This window comes from Paenibacillus cineris (assembly GCF_018333335.1).
Lineage (GTDB): Bacteria > Bacillota > Bacilli > Paenibacillales > Paenibacillaceae > Paenibacillus_AQ > Paenibacillus_AQ favisporus.
In genome coordinates this window covers 258,627-275,654 of the sequence record NZ_BORU01000005.1, presented here as the reverse complement: position 1 = coordinate 275,654, position 17,028 = coordinate 258,627, and the positions used below count along the sequence as shown (strand labels likewise).

At 55.7% G+C, this 17,028-nt stretch carries 16 protein-coding genes and 1 riboswitch; of the genes, 3 read left to right on the top strand and 13 right to left on the bottom strand.

What is annotated here, in order from left to right; translation table 11 throughout:
• Positions 1–4: 4 nt before the first annotated feature.
• Positions 5–1,066 (top strand): NAD(P)/FAD-dependent oxidoreductase, encoded by a 1,062-nt coding sequence (locus KI379_RS30520; protein WP_076173720.1) that lies wholly within the window; start codon positions 5–7, stop codon positions 1,064–1,066.
• Here the strand turns inward: KI379_RS30520 and KI379_RS30515 are convergent.
• Positions 1,063–1,317 carry a YuzB family protein gene (locus KI379_RS30515; protein ID WP_076173719.1) on the bottom strand — a complete coding sequence of 85 codons (255 nt, stop codon included), beginning with the start codon at positions 1,315–1,317 and terminating at the stop codon, positions 1,063–1,065. The genes KI379_RS30520 and KI379_RS30515 overlap by 4 nt on opposite strands.
• 162 nt (positions 1,318–1,479) lie before the next feature.
• Between KI379_RS30515 and KI379_RS30510 the strand changes: the two genes are divergently transcribed.
• Complete coding sequence (locus tag KI379_RS30510) at positions 1,480–1,725, top strand: NifU family protein (protein ID WP_076173718.1); 246 nt, start codon at positions 1,480–1,482, stop codon at positions 1,723–1,725.
• An 84-nt stretch (positions 1,726–1,809) separates the two neighbouring features.
• Here KI379_RS30510 and KI379_RS30505 read toward each other — a convergent pair whose 3' ends face one another.
• The 8 genes from KI379_RS30505 to KI379_RS30470 form a co-directional block, all read right to left on the bottom strand.
• Entirely contained in the window at positions 1,810–2,595 is a 786-nt protein-coding gene (locus KI379_RS30505) for an SDR family oxidoreductase (RefSeq protein WP_076173717.1), read from the bottom strand.
• A 287-nt stretch (positions 2,596–2,882) separates the two neighbouring features.
• Complete coding sequence (locus KI379_RS30500) at positions 2,883–3,731, bottom strand: MetQ/NlpA family ABC transporter substrate-binding protein (RefSeq protein WP_089548465.1); 849 nt, start codon at positions 3,729–3,731, stop codon at positions 2,883–2,885.
• 138 nt (positions 3,732–3,869) lie between these two features.
• The gene (locus KI379_RS30495) at positions 3,870–4,538 is read right to left on the bottom strand and encodes a methionine ABC transporter permease (RefSeq protein ID WP_212985902.1); all 669 of its coding nucleotides are present in this window, start codon (positions 4,536–4,538) and stop codon (positions 3,870–3,872) included.
• A complete protein-coding gene (locus KI379_RS30490) occupies positions 4,538–5,554 on the bottom strand; it encodes a methionine ABC transporter ATP-binding protein (protein ID WP_212985901.1) in 1,017 nt (338 codons plus the stop codon). Before KI379_RS30490 ends, KI379_RS30495 begins: the two co-directional genes overlap by 1 nt.
• A gap of 153 nt (positions 5,555–5,707) precedes the next feature.
• Positions 5,708–5,843: riboswitch (SAM riboswitch) on the bottom strand.
• An 89-nt stretch (positions 5,844–5,932) separates the two neighbouring features.
• Positions 5,933–6,652 (bottom strand): Cthe_2314 family HEPN domain-containing protein, encoded by a 720-nt coding sequence (locus tag KI379_RS30485; protein ID WP_076173708.1) that lies wholly within the window; start codon positions 6,650–6,652, stop codon positions 5,933–5,935.
• 24 nt (positions 6,653–6,676) lie between these two features.
• The gene (locus tag KI379_RS30480; RefSeq protein WP_076173706.1) at positions 6,677–8,443 is read right to left on the bottom strand and encodes a UbiD family decarboxylase; all 1,767 of its coding nucleotides are present in this window, start codon (positions 8,441–8,443) and stop codon (positions 6,677–6,679) included.
• 101 nt (positions 8,444–8,544) lie between these two features.
• Entirely contained in the window at positions 8,545–9,540 is a 996-nt protein-coding gene (locus tag KI379_RS30475) for a COX15/CtaA family protein (protein ID WP_089548469.1), read from the bottom strand.
• Positions 9,541–9,850: 310 nt separating this feature from the next.
• Positions 9,851–10,195, bottom strand: coding sequence for a thioredoxin family protein (locus KI379_RS30470; protein ID WP_076173701.1), 345 nt, complete (start codon positions 10,193–10,195; stop codon positions 9,851–9,853).
• A gap of 140 nt (positions 10,196–10,335) precedes the next feature.
• On the opposite strand from KI379_RS30470, the gene KI379_RS30465 reads away from it, so the two are divergent.
• Positions 10,336–11,712: a DUF2515 family protein gene (locus tag KI379_RS30465; protein WP_212985900.1), complete on the top strand. Its 1,377-nt coding sequence runs from the start codon at positions 10,336–10,338 to the stop codon at positions 11,710–11,712.
• 32 nt (positions 11,713–11,744) lie between these two features.
• Here the strand turns inward: KI379_RS30465 and KI379_RS30460 are convergent, their stop codons facing one another.
• The 4 genes from KI379_RS30460 to KI379_RS30445 form a co-directional block, all read right to left on the bottom strand.
• Positions 11,745–13,379 carry a putative polysaccharide biosynthesis protein gene (locus KI379_RS30460; RefSeq protein WP_076173697.1) on the bottom strand — a complete coding sequence of 545 codons (1,635 nt, stop codon included), beginning with the start codon at positions 13,377–13,379 and terminating at the stop codon, positions 11,745–11,747.
• Positions 13,380–13,448: 69 nt separating this feature from the next.
• Complete coding sequence (locus KI379_RS30455) at positions 13,449–13,934, bottom strand: DUF456 domain-containing protein (RefSeq protein WP_076173695.1); 486 nt, start codon at positions 13,932–13,934, stop codon at positions 13,449–13,451.
• 9 nt (positions 13,935–13,943) lie between these two features.
• Positions 13,944–14,690 carry a Cof-type HAD-IIB family hydrolase gene (locus KI379_RS30450; RefSeq protein WP_076173693.1) on the bottom strand — a complete coding sequence of 249 codons (747 nt, stop codon included), beginning with the start codon at positions 14,688–14,690 and terminating at the stop codon, positions 13,944–13,946.
• 243 nt (positions 14,691–14,933) lie between these two features.
• Positions 14,934–16,985 (bottom strand): peptidoglycan D,D-transpeptidase FtsI family protein, encoded by a 2,052-nt coding sequence (locus KI379_RS30445; protein ID WP_244879499.1) that lies wholly within the window; start codon positions 16,983–16,985, stop codon positions 14,934–14,936.
• Between the last annotated feature and the right edge of the window lie 43 nt (positions 16,986–17,028).

Below are 17,028 nucleotides of genomic sequence, written 5' to 3'. Positions count from 1 at the left end.
ACATATGAGAAAATTCGTCATCCTGGGTGGAGGTTACGGAGGCCTTGCATTGATTCAAGGTCTCCTGAACAACCACTTCCCCCAAGATATGGAGCTGATTTTGATTGACCGCATGCCTTTCCAAGGCATTAAAACCGAGTATTACGCGCTTGCGGCAGGGACGGCAAGCGACTATGATCTGCGTATCCAGTTTCCGAACCATCCCCAGCTCACGAAAAAATACGGCGAAGTCACATCCATCGATCTGGAAGGCAAGCGGGTACACCTCGAAGGCGACGACCCGATCGAATACGATTACCTGACGATCGCCCTGGGCTGTACCGACCGTTATCACGGCATACCTGGCGCGGATCAATTCACGAACAGCATCCAGACGTTCTCAAGCACGCGCCAAACCTATCAGCGCTTGAATGATGTCAAGCCGTACGGAAACGTACATATTATCGGTGGCGGCCTCAGCGGCGTTGAAACGGCTGCGGAGCTGCGGGAGAGCCGTCCGGATCTTAACATCACGATTCTGGACCGGGGCAGCCGGGTGCTCTCTTCCTTCCCGCAGACGGTTTCCTTGTACGTGGAGCAGTGGTTCATGGATCATGAAGTGAATACCCGCTCCCACATATCCGTGTGCCGGGTGGAAGACGGTATCGTCTATAACGGGGATGAAGCAATCTACACCGACGCCGCGGTTTGGACGGGCGGCATTCAGCCGGTGAAGGTCGTTCAGGATTTGAACGTGCCGAAGGATCCGGGGGGCCGGGTCGTGGTCAACACGTATTCCCAGATTCCGGATTACCCGGAAGTGTATGTCGTGGGGGACTGCGCCAGCATTCCGTTCGCTCCCAGCGCCCAGGCGGCAGGAGCCCAGGCCAGACAAGTGGCTGATGTGATCCATGCGCTCTGGAAAGGCGAAACGCCGAAGATCCACAAGATCCACCTACGCGGAACCCTTGGATCGCTTGGCAGCAAGGCGGGCTTTGGCCTGATGGGGAAAACTTCGGTAAAAGGAAGAGTACCCCGCCTGTTAAAAAGCGGGGTACTCTGGAAGTCCAGACGCCATTTCGGCTAATCCAGCTCGAGGCTGTCCCAAGCCTCGAGTTCTTTTATTTTGGCCATAATGGCCTCATACAGCTCATCGGCGCTATCCGCATCTATAATCTCACCGTTCACCATGGCGAAGGGCATCATGGCACATTGGCCACAATTGCTCAGGCATCCGTATTCGATAACGTCATAATCCGGATTCTCCTCCAGCTTCTCCATGACTTCATCGGTTCCGAAATGCATGTTGTTGGTGCAAAACTCGATGATGGGTCTCAATGATATCACCTGCTTTAGGTATTGATTCTTAGGTAGGCCTTATCTTAGTTTACCGGGTGAGCCGAATAATATCAACGGCCTTGTCCGATTCAGCATATATAGCCATTTTATTTTGTCTCGGTTTGTAATATAATAAAGATTACAGGAAAGGAGTTGAAATCAATGAGCGAAAACGCACAGAGCACCATGTATGATGAAGTAGCGGAAGTGCTTGATAAGCTTCGCCCGTTCCTTCAACGCGATGGCGGCGACGTGGAATTGGTTGACGTGGAAGACGGCATCGTGAAGTTGAAACTGATGGGTGCCTGCGGCAGCTGCCCAAGCTCCACCATTACATTGAAAGCCGGGATCGAACGCGCCCTCGTTGAGGAAGTTGAAGGAATCAACGACGTTATTCAAGTATTCTAATCCCATTCAATAGCAAGAAGAGACCTGACTTCATCGAAGACGGGTCTCTTCTTTTTTTGTCGCTTGGGGCGCCATAACAGGCGCTCACATCCCGTGATCGGCCGGACCAATCCAGGGACGGATCGGATCCAGCCCGCCGGAGATGTCCATAATGTTGCCGGTGATAAAATCGGAAGCGTCGCGGCACAAGTACTCGATCACGCGCGCGATATCTTCGCCGCTGCCTGGCCGGCCCCGCGGCGTCTCGCCGTCCTGCAACCCGGCCACTTCGGCAATGGTCTTCTCCTTGTTATCCCCGCGGATGTCCCCGGGGCACACCATATTCACCGTAATGCCGTACGGGGCCTCCTCGACCGCCAGCGTCTTCGTAAAAGAAACCAGTCCGGTCTTGGCGGCGGCGTACACCGCCCGGTGCGGCCACGCTCTCGATTCCGCCGCATGGCCGAAGCCGAAGTGGATGATTCTTCCCCAGCGCTTAGTCCGCATCGCAGGCAGCACCAAATGGTCCAGCAGCATCGTGCCGACCAGATTGCCCTGGATGAGCGACAAAATTTCCGTCTGGGTATAATCGGAGAACCGTTTACGCTCGCGGATAAAAGGTCCCGCGTTGTTCACGACGATGTCCGGACTGCCGAGCTCGGACTCGACGCGAGCCACCAACTGCTCCAGCTGGCCCGTGTCGGAGACATCGGCTTGCACGGCGATGCTGCGCACGCCCAGTCCCTCGATGACCGCCCGCAGTTCCTCCGCTTCGCGGCGGCTGTGGACATAGTTAAGCGCGACGTCGCAGCCGGAACGTGCCAGCGTGAGCGCCGTCATTTTGCCAAGTCCCTTGGCACTGCCTGTGATCAGGGCAACCTTTCCCCTCAAAATGCCACCCTCCTTTCTGCTATCCGAACTTCCCATCCTTTGATCCATTCGATGACACATCATTCCTATTAAAAATATAATGGTGTATGTATGTACAAACCTCACGCAAGATCATTGATCCTGTATAGTATAAAAGATTTCACGGCACCGCCGCAACTTGGAAACCCTGTACAGCCGGGCCGCGAGGAAAAGCGATCCAAATAAAAAATGGTTGCCCGACACAGATGCAAATAAAAAAGCCGCAGGGGATGAACCCCTTGCGGCTGTGCTGCGGCATTGCGCAGGCTTTAGAATGCCGGGATAACGGCACCTTTATACGTGTCTTCGATGAACTTCTTCACATCGTCGGAAGTCAGGGCAGCAGCCAGCTTCTTGATGGCGTCGGAGTCTTTGTTGTCCGGACGTGCCACCAGAATGTTAACATAAGGGCTGTCTTTGCCTTCGATGAAGAGCGCGTCTTTCGTTGGATCAAGGCTGGCTTCCAGCGCGTAGTTGGTGTTGATGACGGCCAGATCGAATTCGCTCAGCTGACGCGGCAGCATTGCTGCATCGACTTCCTTGATTTTCAGGTTTTTCGGATTGGCGGTAATGTCCTTCACCGTAGATTCTACTTTATTCGGATCCTTCAATGTAATCAAGCCTTGTTTGGCCAGCAGGCTGAGCGCGCGTCCGCCGTTTGTCGCATCGTTCGGAATGCCGACGGTTGCGCCGTCCGGAATTTCGTCAGCGCTTTTCACCTTCTTGGAATAAGCACCAAGCGGCTCCAAGTGAACGCCTACGACCGGAACAAGGTCCATCTTGCGTTGTTTGTTTTCATTGTCGAGGTAAGGCTGATGCTGGAAAAAGTTAGCGTCGAGCTGTTTCTGGAACGTCTGCACGTTCGGCTGCACATAATCGGAAAACTCCTTGATAACGAGCTTCACGCCCTCTTTTTCAAGCGCAGGCTGGATATGCTTCAAAATTTCGGCATGAGGCTTCGCCGTTGCGCCAACCGTCAGTGTAACCGTTTCGGCTGCAGCCGGTTTGTCCGTGGATTCGCCCGCAGCATCGCTGCTGCTGTTATTCGGCTTGCTGCCGCACGCGGCGAGCACGACAACCAGGGCCAAGGTCAGAAAAGAAACGAGCCATTTTTTCATTGAATAAATCCCCCTTAAATTCATAAGAATAATATGATTTATATTAGAAAGGCAGTGCTTTGATGTTACCTGCCTTGCCTTTCCAGGTCAAATCCGGTGATCCGGATGCATGACTGTGAGCCAAACACGTTGTACGCCTTACTTTCTGGTAAAGTGACGCACCAGCCGGTCGCCCGCCATTTGCAGCAGCTGCACCAGCACGATCATGAAGATGACGGAAATAATCATGACGGTCGTTTCATAGCGGTAATAACCGTAGCGGATGGCCAAATCGCCGAGACCGCCGCCGCCAACCATTCCCGACATCGCCGTATAGGATACGAGTGTCACGACCGTAATCGTAATTCCGGCCAGCAGGCCCGGTCTTGCTTCGGGCAGCAGCACCCGCGTGATGACCTGCCAGGTCGAAGCGCCCATCGAATGCGCCGCCTCGATTACGCCGCGGTCCACTTCGCGCAGCGATGTTTCGACCAGTCTGGCGAAGAACGGCGCAGCGGCGATCACCAGCGGCGGAATCGTCCCCAGCACCCCGAAGGTGACGCCGACGATCGCTTTCGTGACCGGGATCAGGGCGACGATCAGGATGATAAACGGGACCGAACGGAGGATGTTCACGATAAAGGAAATGACCGCATAGACGGCACGCACCCAGCCCGTCGTCGAGCCCGATGCCATAAACAGCAAGATGCCGATCGGAAGACCGAGGATAAAGGTGAACACCGCGGAAGCCCCGAGCATTTTCAGCGTATCCAGGGTGGCTACGCCGATCTCGTTCCAGTCAACCGAGGAAAAATCCAAACCCCACATCAGTTCATCACCTCCACGTCAAGCCCTTGCTCGCTTAGCTTCGCGAGCGTCGCATCGATCTGCTCCCGTCCGCCCTCGAAGCGGACGATCAGCTGCCCGTAAGGGGTATCTTTAATGGTGGAAATGGTACCCTGCAGGATGGCGAAATCCGCCCCCGTCTCGCGCACGGTCCGGGACAGGATGGACTCGTACGTTTTGCTGCCGAGAAACGTAATTTTCACAGCCTGCGCCGAACCCGTTCCGGAAGCCTGGGCAGCCAGCTCAAGCGGTTCGCCCTGGCTCTGCTCCCCGCGGACAAAATCCTTGGTCACGGGGTGCTGCGGCTTCAGGAATACGTCCGTGACCGCTCCCTCTTCAACAATGCCGCCTTGATGGATCACGGCCACCCGGTCACAGATGCTCTGGATGACGTGCATCTCATGAGTGATCAGGACGATCGTCAGATTAAACTTCTGGTTAATGTCCAGCAGAAGCTTCAGAATTGAATCCGTCGTCTGCGGATCTAGCGCCGAAGTCGCTTCGTCGCACAGCAGCACCTGCGGATCGCTGGCCAGCGCGCGGGCGATGCCCACCCTCTGCTTCTGGCCTCCCGACAACTGGGCCGGATATTTATTGCAGTGGGCTTCCAGCCCGACCAGCGCAATCAGCTCGTTAACTTTGGCCTCCACCTCCGCCTTGCCCTTACGGGCCAACCGGAGCGGAAAGGCGATGTTGTCATACACCGTCGCCGAGCTCAGCAGATTGAAATGCTGAAAAATCATCCCGATCTTCCGCCGTTCGTTCTGCAGCCGCTGCTTGCTCAGGCCCGTCAGGTTAACGCCGCCTACCCATACTTCTCCGGAGGTCGGGCGTTCCAGCAGGTTCATGCACCGGATCAAGGTGCTCTTCCCTGCGCCCGAGTGGCCGATCACGCCGAAAATTTCTCCTTTATGAATGCTGAGGTTCAGCCCGGACAAAGCCTCCGTCGCCTTTGCCCCTTGGCCGTACCTTTTCGTCAGCTGCTTCAGTTCGATCAACCGAAGGGCCCCCCTCTCTTCCCCCTATCCTACCCGAATAGGGTTCGCATAATCTATCTAAATGACCAGTCTATTCTATCGAATCCAGGCAAAATAAAAAGCCCCTCTGACAGAATCAGAAAAGGGGCTCCCTTATTTGTAAAAGTCGCTGCCTTCTCATCTGCCAACCCGCAGCTTAAGCTGCAGCTTGTAGGAATTAGCACCATGACATTCAAGTAACGGCGGATGCCGTGCTCAAATCGGTTGCCGGGCTTCATCGGGCCTGTCCCTCCGCCTCTCTCGATAAGAAAAGATTATGAAATTAATGATGACGTGTTTTCATTTTTACAGTATAGATATATTTGCGCACTTTGTCAAAAGGAAATTTGTTGTATCCCTTTATGGATGCATGCCTTCCTTTTTCCACAGCTTGTTGGCGTAATGAAAGGATGCCGAGAGCGACTTGCATACCATGTCCAGCCCCTGCTTCAGCTCGCTCAAATGCTGGTCCAGATCCTCCAGCTCGACCTTATCCTTAAGACCTTGGTGCCGCTGCCACAAGTCATCCTGCATCTCAGAGTTCATGTAATGAACCTCTGCATTGCGCCGTTTGCGCAGCACGTTCAGGGCGCTCTTGTATTCGTCCTTGATCTCTGACAGCTGCCCGGCCAGGCCTTCATGGGTTTTCATGTAGTGAAACTGCCGGAGCACCGTAAAATAGGAAAAATGCGGTTTGTTCTTCTGCGTGTTCAGATCAAACAGATCATTGAGCACCGTTCCGAGCTTGTCCAGAACGGAAAACACGCGAATAAACCCGTTTTTATAGAAGTATACGTACCTGGCGTACTCGGCCTGCTCCTCAATCGTCATGTCATCCACATAACCGGCCTTGACCGATTGACGGAAAAAGGAAGCGGCATACCAGCTCTGCTCCAATTCATCCAGGGAAGACACCAAACCGCGTGTCCATATCTCCAGTTTGCGGTAATCATGGCTGGGATCCTCATTCTTTTCGATCTCGTTCTGGAGCAAATGGATCGTCTCCACCATCGTTTCGATGGCATCTTCGAGCAGCCCGTTATTTTGGCGGGGCATCTCTCCAAGCAGCGTTCGCAGCATCGGCATTCTCTCCCTGATCAGTATTTACGCAAAATAACTGTTCCAGCGTTCATCCACCTTCTTGACGATATCCTCCCGCGGAATCAGTTCGTCCGGATACCCGGTTTTCATGCGTGCATCCACTACAATCGGCAGCCGGTACGACAGATGGTGATTCCGCACTTCGGCACCCGCATAGATGTCCGTGGCCGGGTTGAAGCGCGTAAACACCGTCCACAGGAAGGACGTCTGGTCAGCTGCCGTCTGGCGGGCATCGTCCACCAGAAGGACGAGCGGCCATTCGGTTCCCTTCTCCTGCAGCCGCTGCAGCAGGCGCTCCGGCAGCTCAGGTTCATCCTCGTACCCTGCGCCTGAGACAAGGAGGCATCCTCCGCAGTAAGGAACAATCTGTTCGATCTCCGCGATCGGCCCCTCCTCATAAGCACGCGGCAGCTCGCGAACCGGCTCCCCGATCCCCATCAGCACGGCTTTGCTGCCGTGGTTCAGCTTGCGTCCGGTGTAATCGAGCGTATCGTGGGATGTCTTATTAAATATAAACAGATCGACGGCCGGGTTAAACCGCGCAAGGACCGTTTCCAGCAGCTCGCTGGCGTTCTCGAGATCGACCGGCTGGTCGGTCAGGATCAGGAATTTGGTCAGGGACAGCTGACCTTCACCCAGCATCCGGAAGGCGGATACGAGCGCCTCGCGGGAGTAACTGACGCGGACTATAGCCGAAGCAAGGGCATGGAAACCCGTCTCGGCATATGTCCACAACGACTTGATCGAAGGCATGACGAGCGGGAAGGCCGGCGACAGCAGACGCTGCAGAAATTCGCCCATGAAATAGTCCTCCTGCCGCGGCTTGCCTACGATCGTCGCCGGATAAATGGCGTCCTTGCGGTGCCACATATGGTTGACGTGAAAGACCGGAAAGTCATGCATCAGGGAGTAATACCCGTAATGGTCCCCGAACGGGCCTTCCGGACGCCGTTCGAACGGCGGGACGAGGCCGCTGATCGCAAACTCGGCTTCCGCCGGAATCCGGTGCCCGCCGAGCGGATTTTCCACCATCGGCAGCTTTTCGCCGAGAATCATGGACGTGAGCAGCAGCTCGGGCAGCATTTCCGGGCCCGGTGCAATCGCCGACGCGATCAGGGCCGGCGGTCCGCCGAGGAACGTCGTCATGCGCAGCGCTTCGCCGCGCTGCTCGGCTTCGTGGTAATGGAAGCCGCCGCCCTTGTGGATCTGCCAGTGAATACCGGTCGTCTGGTTGTCATAAATCTGCATGCGGTACATGCCCAGATTGTGGTCCTTGGGCCGCGATGGGCTCTCCGTATAAACAAGGGGCAGCGTAATGAACGGGCCGCCGTCTTCCTGCCAGCTTGTGACCCGCGGCAGGTCTTTCAGCGGCTGGTCGCTGCGGGAGACACCGAGTACAGGGGCATCGCCCATCGGTACGGTTTTCATGCCTACCTTTAGAATGTCCTTGATCAGGCCGCGTTCATTCCACAGCGCCGACAGCGTCGGCGGAAGCATCGTATCGAGCGCACCCACCAGGGACTTCATCAGCTCCTCCGGACGCGGTCCGAACGCCATGTCTACGCGCCGGCTGGTACCGAACAGATTCGTAGCCACGGGAAACGGAGTCCCCTGTACATTCGTAAACAGCAGCGCCGGCCCCTGTTCGTCGATGACCCGGCGGTGGATCTCCGCCAGCTCCAGGTACGGATCCACGGGAGCCTCGATCACTTTCAGGTCATTTTCCTTGCGCAAGGCTTCGAGCCATTGGCGTAAATTTTGATAGCTCACACGATCATTCCTCTCCAGAATAAGCCAAAAAATAATAAATAAACTTACAAACAAAGCCCTCGAATCACTTCGCGGACTTTGGATGTGCAGCGGTATTCAGTTCATCGTTTGCCGCCCTGCGGCTCAAAGCCGATTCCCCGGGCGGCCGAAGCGGACTTCGGCTGCTGAAGCGTCGCCCTTCCGGTCTGCCAGACACGGACGCTCAAATAACAGAGCACGCCGAACAGAGACGAAATCAGCAGATTGTGCAGCAGCGCAGAAAAGATGTAAACCTCCGGCTTGTTCAGCGTCGACACGATCGCCGCCCCGCTGAACACCTGCATCAGGCACAGCGTTACCGCGGCGATGCCGAGGCCCTGCAGCTCCCGGTTCCCCCGGTTCAGCCGGTAGCCGCAGACGGCCAGTACGGCGATGGCGATCAGCAGCAGCAGTGCCGCGATCCGGTGGATAAACGCGATAGTCACCCCTCCGGACAGCTCGGGAATGAACTTCCCGTTGCACAGCGGCCATCCCAGGCACCCCCCCGCCGAGTTGGTGTGGCTGACATATGCTCCGATATAAACGACGATATAGGAGTAGATGGTCACGGCCCATGTATAGCCGCGGAAGGTCGCACTGACGCGCGATGTACCGCCGGACGGGTACGAAGCCTCGCCCAGTTTGTCCATCCTGCGGGCGCCTAAGGCCAGCATCAGCGAGCTGGCAAATGCGATCAGCGAGAAACCGAAGTGGAAGGCAAGCACGGCCGAGGACTGGTCATACACGACGGCCATTGCCCCCATGACAGCCTGAACCAATACGAAAATAAGGGTCAACACCGAATACGTGCGCAGGTCACGCCGGTTCTTGGCGAACAGATGGAAGGCGACCACCACCGCGACCGCTGTAAGCCCAGCCAGCCCGCTGACCAGCCGGTGCGAATATTCAATTAATGAGGCGATGGTATGCGCCGGAACGAACTCCCCGTGACACAGCGGCCATTCATGCCCACATCCGAGTCCGGAATCGGTCTTGGTAACCACGGTTCCGCCGAACGTCGCAAAAAACATCACGACAAACGTTAAATAACTGAGCCATTTCAATTGTCTGGTATTCAAAATTCTCTCACCTGCTGCTCATAATAAAAACTTTACCACTGAAGACAGGTACCTCAATATTTTACCAATCTCATCTATTATACCTGATTCCTTGACATACATCACGGCCACTTTGTGACAAAATGTCGGAGAAATGTCGGAAAAATGAAACAGCCCCACGAAGTGGGGCCTTTGCTTCGCTGCCGGTTCGGCCAAATGGTGGTGAAACCCGAATACCTTCGGTTCCGTACAGCCATGCCATGAAGCTGCTCTCTAAAGAGAAAAGCACCGCCTCAAATGCCTCTGTGCGGCAAGAGCGGTGCGAATAAGCTTATTTATGAATCGTTCTGTATACGTCCAGCGCCGTATTCAGGAATCCCTCGATTTCTTCGCGCGATTTGCGAAGCTTGTTTACCAGCCGCACCAGCTCCCGGCCGTCCGAAAAGGCCACAAAGCTTGGTATGCCCAAAATGTTCAGCTCCTGGCTGAGGTCGCCGACTTGATCCACGTCCACTTCGACAAGCGTCAGATCGTTCGAAAATTTCGTTTCCACGTCCGGCATAAACGGGTCCATAAATTTGCAGTCCGAGCACCAATCCGCTTTAAATACGGCTACGGTCAGTCTCGGAGACTGGATTGCGACTTGAAATTCGGCTTGAGAAGTAATTTTTTGCATGGATATCCGCCCTTTCTATCCCACATCTTGTCCAATTCTTGTCCATTTCTTCTCTTAGTGAATCAAAATACCGAGTGGAAGTCAAATTTTTTAGCCATACTGAAAGTAATGTGAGGTTTACAAGAAAGGAGGATGCGGTCATGCCGGTAACATCTGCGCAGCGCACCCTTGTACCCGCCTGGATCCGGATCATGTCGGCCCTGCCGAAGACGGCCGCCGAGGTCGCCCGCGGCAAAGCCGCCGGCTGGAAAGCCTCCCGGCAGTTGACCCGGCGGCGCCGGCCGCTCGACTGGAAGGAGACGTCCGCCCAGAGTATCCGCGACCAGCTGGACCGGATGGCCGGCGACATCGGCCGGATGCGGGAAATGCGCAACCACCTGGCTTATCCCCGGGATACGAATGCCCGCTCCCAGGAAGAGCAGGACATTCTACATACGATCCGGACCCGCACCCGGGAGGCGAACCACAGCAACATTACGCGGACGAAGGCCTATTACGATTGCTACCGGGAGTATCCCGAGCTCCATTGGTCCTTTTTGGCCCACATGGTGTCGCGGAACGCCGGCTGGAATATGAGCGACCTGAAGGGCGGACTCATGTCCGATCTGATGGAGCCTTCCGCCCGGGAAGACCTGTACCGGATGCTGGAGCGGTGCAACGCGCTCATTTTTCAGGACGCCTACCCCCAGCTTCTGCTGTACAGTCACAGCCGGCGCCTTGGACGGAGCTTGTTTCACCTGCTCCCGAGCTTTGGCGTATCGGCGTTCATGAGCCCGTTCTGGGACCGCTTCTGGATTGAACGGGACAGTGCCCTGCTTGCCATCGGGCTGATCATCAATGAACAAAACTATATTGAGGGCCGCGTCGTGCAGAATGGTTATTATCAAAGCCGGGTCCTCCGTAAAAAAGCATTTTCCATGCACAGCAAATTTCAGATGAATCAAGTCGTCTTCCCGATGCTGCCGCATATCCCGGAGCTCGAAGCCGACGTGTTCCATACCCCCGAAGAAAAGTCCCGGATCCGCGAGTCAGCCGGCTACGCCGCCGATTCCATGGTCGGACTCATTCTGGAGCAGTTCTCCAGCCTGAACGAGAGGATTGCCTTCGGAAAAGCGCTTTACGCCACTCTGTTCGGTTACGAGGATGTATTGTCCGGCGTGCACTCGTTCGCTTCAGTCGTCGAGCATCGCGGTTCACGGAGCGAATATTGGCCCCAGCTGTTTACCCATGACAAGAAAAACGCGCTGAACTCCCCGCTGGAAAGTGTCGAGCTGATGAAGCAGGAATGGCTCCCCGGCGGCCGGCGCCTGTACAGCCCGCTCCTGCACGACGTGTGGCATGACCTGTACAGCGAACCGATCCCGCGTTATGACTGGTTCAAAAACGAGGATGCGATTCATTACGTAAGCCGGCCGAGACGGCCCTTGATGATCGAAATGACGCATGCCCACCGGAACGCGCTGCAAAAAACAGCCCTCACGCACGATGTCGGGAGGGCTGTGACTTCAACGTATTAGCTTGTCTTTAAACTGATGCGGCACGGACCGTATTAACCCCGTTCCTGCGATTTCAACCGGGACGGCTGCAGGCGCATCAGCGGACGCAGCGCCTTCTGCAGGATACGCGGATAGCTGGACAGCTCCTGCTGGCGCAGCACGCCGAGCATGACCAGCAGTGCCAGATACAGCACCACGACCACGACGCCAACCACCAGGCAGGTGATCAGGAACGCCAGCCTGTCCGGCAAAATGTGGACGAGCTGATCGCCCGCGGCGTTAAGCCCGTATCCAACGGCGCTGGTGACGATCACGGTAATGAGAAAACCACGCCAGCGTTTCCCCAGAATGGAGAACGGCACGATTTTTTTCATGACGCGCAGATTCAGCCACGTAATGACGAGGAAGCAGAGTCCCGTCGCGGCGATGATGCCGTAAATGCCAAGCCATGGAGCGAGAATAAGGCTTCCAAGGAGCTTGATGATTATGCCCATCATCACGCTGATGACCGTCAGGTACGCTTTGCCGACGCCCAGCAGGATCGAGTTGGTCGTCATCATCGTAATCTGGAAGATCGTGCCGAACGTCAGCAGCATAATCAGTCCGCTGCCGTCCAGGCTGCTGAACAGCAGGCCGTTGATCGAATATGACGCCACGCAGAGGGCGATGACGATCGGCATGCCGGTCAGGATCGAGATGCGCAGCGCAAGCGTGATCTGCTGCTTCAGATGCGCTTCGTCCTTCCGGGCGAAAGCGGCCGAAATGACCGGAATCAGCGAGGTGCTGAGGGCGATGGCCAGAATCGGCGGGATGCCGGCCACGCTCTGCGCGCGCTGTCCGAGAATTCCGAGCAGCTGCGTCGCTTTCGCTTCGCCGATCCGGCCGATCAGGAGCGGATTGACGATCGACGAGTCGATAAAGTTGACCACCGGCACGGTCATCGATGACAGCACGATCGGAATGGAGATCGTAAAGATATCCTTGTAAATCTGTCCCATCGGCAGATGCGAATCCGGACCGGCTTCCAGCATCAGTGCCCGGTCCTGCTTGCGAATCTTGACGGTGTAATACAGCATGACGGCAAACGCGCCGATGCTGCCGAGCACGCCCCCAAAAGAAGCGCCGGCCGCCACCCAGCTGTCCTCATATCCGCTCTTCAGCAGAATGTAAGCCAGCAGGATCGCAGTGCCGACCCGGGCGAACTGCTCGACGATTTGCGAAATGCCGCCCGCGGTCATGTTGCCGCGGCCCTGGAAGTATCCGCGCATCATCGCGATCGCCGGAAACAGCAGCAGCGCCGGTGCCAGCGCGCGGATGGCGAGCGACGCTTCCGGCACTTTGGAAACGTAGGTCGCATAATACGGTGCGAGCACATACAGCAGAATGGTGATGATGACGCCCGCCGCCGCGGCGAAAATAAGCGCTGCGTGGTACACGCGCTGCGCTTCCGCCGGCTTCTTCAGCGCATAGCGCTCGGATACCATTTTGCTCAGCGTACTCGGAATGCCTGCCGTTGCTACGGTCAGCAGCAGCAAATAGACGTTGTTCGAAATCGTAAACGAGGCCTTGCCTATGTCATTAAACAGGTGATCCAGCGGAACCCGCTGCACCAGTCCGAGCACGCGCGCCACCAGCGCAGCAGCAGCCAGAATGAGCGTGCCTCTAATAAATGATTCTTTCTTCGCCAAACCCTATTCCCCTTCTTTCCCCAGCAAGCACAACCCCGGACGGGTGACCGCCCGTGCGTTATCTTCTCATTAGAAAAACACGATCCATACGAAAAATACGATGATCATGACGATTTGCAGGATCACTTTCATCACCATGCTGCTGAACAGGCCGACAAGCGTCCCGAAGCCCACTTTCACCGCTTTTGACGGCGACGATCCGTTGATAAGCTCTCCCACAAACGCGCCTACAAACGGTCCGATCACAAGTCCGAAGGCCGGAATGACGAACGGCCCGATGATAGCCCCGATGGTGCTTAGAATGACCGAGAGCCTGGAGCCGCCGAATTTCTTCGTTCCCCAGGCGCCGACGGCATAATCGGCTACGAACAGCACCACGATGATGAGGCCCTGGATGATCCAGAACCAGGTATTGAAATGGGAAAACGTAAAAAACCAGCCATACACAAAAAAGGCAAAAAAGATAGCCAGCGCCCCCGGCAGTATCGGGTACACGGCGCCGGCCAAGCCGATTGCGAACAGCGCAATGACCAAAATCCAGCCAAGCACAGCCATCGCCTATGCTCACTCCTCGTCAAAAATGAATTTTTGGATAACCTCAGCGATTCCGTCATCGTTGTTGCTTGACGTAATATAATCGGCTGTATCTTTCACGACCTGCTGCGCGTTGCCCATAGCTACGCCGAGCCCGGCCTGCTGGATCGCCGCCAGATCGTTCATGCTGTCTCCGACCGCAATGACTTCAGACATCGTCAGGCCCAGCAGCTTGCACACTTCCGCAATGCCCGCAGCCTTGTTCACGCCTTCCGGGTTGATCTCCAGATTAAACGGCGAGGAGTTGGTAATTTCAAGGCCGCCCATATCCTGCAGCTTCATGAGTATCCGGTGTCTCGCTTCGTCATCCTCTGTATGGTAGCCGAATTTGAGCCATTCCTTGCCTTCGACGTCATCCGTCCAATGATCCTTATTGTACAGCTGCTCCACGGAATAGGCCCAGTACCAGCAGTCCTCTTCCACCGCGATGTCGTGCATCGCCTTCACCAGCTCCACATCCATCAATGAACGCAGGTGAAGCTCATGCGGGGCACGCCATACCTCGCTGCCGTTTACCGTAATCATGGGCGTAGTCAGCCCGAGCTCTTCCCCATAAGGCAGGGCGCTCATAAACGCCCGTCCTGTCGACAGGCACACATGCACGCCGTGCTTCGATGCCTTGCGGATCCACTGCGCCGTTTCCTTCGAAATGTTCTGCTCATCGGTCAGCAGCGTTCCGTCCATATCCAGTGCGAGTAACTTGTATTTCGTACTCATGCCGTTTCCCCCTGTCCTTGTTCCAGCGCTTTTCTTTCCGTTTTGACACAGACATACGGACATTTTACCACAAGGACCGGGACCTCACAAAAAGGATTTGCGGCGGCACTTACATTGCTGGACAGGTCTAACATTAAAAAAGCAGGCAGCCGGGGAAAGTCCCGTGTCACTGCCTGCCTAGATCAGCCAGTTTACCGCAAGCACCGATGGAACCCACGGCCTTGCAGGCACTGCCTGACTTTATTATGGGTTGCTTTGACCGTCGGTCGTTTCCTTCTTGCCTTTCGGAACGCCGTCCAGTCCGTACACCTCGTCGTACGCGTCGAAAATTTTACGCGCGATCGGCGCGGCGCTCTGCGAGCCGAAGCCCCCTTCCGGGATCATGACCGCAATGGCCAGAACCGGATTTTCCTTCGGAGCGAAAGCGATAAACACCCCGTTATCGATCAGCTTGCCGCCGACGCTCTGGGTCGATGTCCCCGTCTTCCGGGCAAAGCTGTAAGGGAAGCCTTCAAAGGAGGAAACGTCACTCTTCATCCCGCGCTTGATTTCATCCCAGTATGACTGGTTGAAATTGACGGTGTTCAGCACTTCCGGTTTGAACGTCTTGAGGATGTTGCCTTTGTCGTCGGTGATCTTGCTGACGAGCTGCGGCTTCAGCCGCTTGCCTTCGTTAGCCAGCATGGCGGCGTATTGGGCGAGCTGCAGCGTCGTGTATTTCCCCTGCTGCCCGAAGGAAGCATAGGCCATGGCCGCCTGGGCTGAACCGGCAGCTGTAATGTCCTTATATTCCTTACGCCCTTCCCATTCCCCCGGCAGACCACTGCCCGTGCTTACACCAAGGCCGAACGCGGTCATATATTTATCCCAGACCTCAATACTTTTTCCTTTATATTTATCGTAGAGTTTTTTACCGATCTCGTCGACCATAAACGCGTTGGACGACTTCTCGATCGCACGCGCCGGGTCCATCCCGCCGTATACGTGGCCCTGGGAGTTCTGTACGCGGGTCTGGTGGCCTTCTTTACCGAAGTATGCCGCACCCGTATCGTTATAGTAGGTGTTTGTTCGAATCAAGCCTTCCTTCAGTCCGATCAGGACGCTGAGCGGCTTCATCGTGGAACCGAGCAGCACGACTGATTCCGGATGGCTGCCGGATTTCCCTGGGTTAAAGGAACGGATCGTGCCGTTCTGGTAAATATTCTGAATCTTATCCCAGTTCTCCGGCGAGATGCTGCCTGACTGCCACACGTTCGTATCGTAGTCCGGCATGCTGGCCATGGCGACGATGTTGCCCGTCTTCACTTCCATCGCGACGGCGAATCCCGTCGTCGCGTTCGGATGCAGCTTGCCCGAAACCGGATGCGAGTGGAGCCAGCTCAATTGCTCGGTAATGGCCTGCTCCGTCTGCAGTTGAACTTCCTTGTTGATCGTGCTGTAGATGTTGTGCCCCTTCTCCGGAGGCACGATATCCTCCACGCCCTCCGGCATGTTGCGGGGATCGATCGGCACCTTCTTGTATCCGTTCTTGCCGCGCAGATCGTCCTGATACATCAGCTCAAGGCCATCGTAACCGACAAACTCGGGTTCGGTGTAAATCAGGCCCGGATCGGTCTGAGCATCGCCGCTGCGCTGCTGCTCGTCGATCGTCTTGTACTTGGTCAAACTTTTGGATCCCTTAAAGGTCCGGATGTACCCGATCGTCTGCACCGCCACGGTGTCGGGGTCATAATGCCGGATGCTTTCCTCTTCGATCGCGATACCCGGGAAATCGGACTTATGTTCCGAGAAGTAGGCGATTTCCTTGTCCGACAAATCCATCTTGATCCGGCGCGGTGAATAACCCGAATATTTCTTGTAATCCAGATCCATTGCATCTATGATATCCTGCTTGGTCATTTTCTCGCCGTTCGGATCGCCGTATTTATTGAACACTTCCAGCAGATCCTCCGCCATCTTTTCGGCTTCCGGACGGTTCTTCTTCCCGTTCTTCTCGCTGTAATCCTTCATCAAGGTAAGATACAGCGACTGGGTCGGCGTGGAATAGGCCAGCTTCACGCCCGAAGCGTCGTAAATTGTTCCCCGGACCGGAGGCAGCGGCACATCCTTGACGATGTTGCTGGACTCCTTCTCCGTCAGCGTCGGCCCCTCCACAAACTGCAAAATGGCGAGCCGGATAATGATGACACAGAAAATAATAAACGTACTGAAAAAGAACAGGTTAATCCGCAGGTTAAAGCTGTTTTTCCCTTTCTTCGGACCTTCCTGCGCATGGTCCGTCGTATAGTCGCTCACCAGCATTCCTCCTTCCTGTCTGTCCTATGTAAAACGACCTTTA